Source organism: Tardiphaga robiniae (genome assembly GCF_001618955.1).
In the GTDB taxonomy this organism is placed as follows: domain Bacteria; phylum Pseudomonadota; class Alphaproteobacteria; order Rhizobiales; family Xanthobacteraceae; genus Tardiphaga; species Tardiphaga robiniae_A.
Map to the genome: position 1 here is coordinate 1 of NZ_LVYV01000030.1, position 613 is coordinate 613.

Here is a 613-nt window from a genome sequence, read left to right on the forward strand (position 1 = left end):
GCAGAGACCGCACTCGTCTTACCGACAGCGGGTTTGGACGTTGCCTTGGACGTCGACGTGGCCCGCGCGGTTCGCCGGACGATCCTCACCAATCTCCTCTGGCGTTCCGCTCCAATCTCGTCGGTTGCCGCCGCAGTGCTATTTCCGCAGCCGATCCTCCCGGCGGCCAACGGCAGCCCCAGGCATTCCATCAGGGGCCACCGCCGAACACGTCTGCAGTGAAGGCGGAATACCAGCCCACGGCGTGAAGGGCGGTGCGGCGGCGGACCTCAGCGCTCTCGCCCACCTTGCTGATGAACATTTTCACGGTTTTTATCCTTCCGCCCTCGGGTGCGAAGGTAAGGGCATTGGTGAAAGCGTCGTCGGGCGCTAGAAACGTGTAGCACGAGTTGAACAGGTGCGGCGGAAACTGAGGCGAACCCGTGAGGGAAGCCGCAATGCCAAAAGCGCATGCTTTGGCCTGGCTGTTGGCAGAAAAGGCAGACTTCGGCATGTCGCCGCCGATAATTGAGTCGCCTACGACATGGCTGCCGGGCTGCAACGTCGACTCGAACGTCACTGGATCGACCGGGCACCAGCCGGATGCGTCCGTAAGACCTGCCTTCTCGCCGAT

Annotated in this window: 1 protein-coding gene; it reads right to left on the minus strand. The window is 62.6% G+C overall.

Annotated features, from left to right (window positions below):
* Positions 1-190: 190 nt before the first annotated feature.
* Positions 191-613: FCSD flavin-binding domain-containing protein (locus A4A58_RS20140; RefSeq protein WP_192855922.1), on the minus strand; the 423-nt coding region annotated here is incomplete at its 5' end.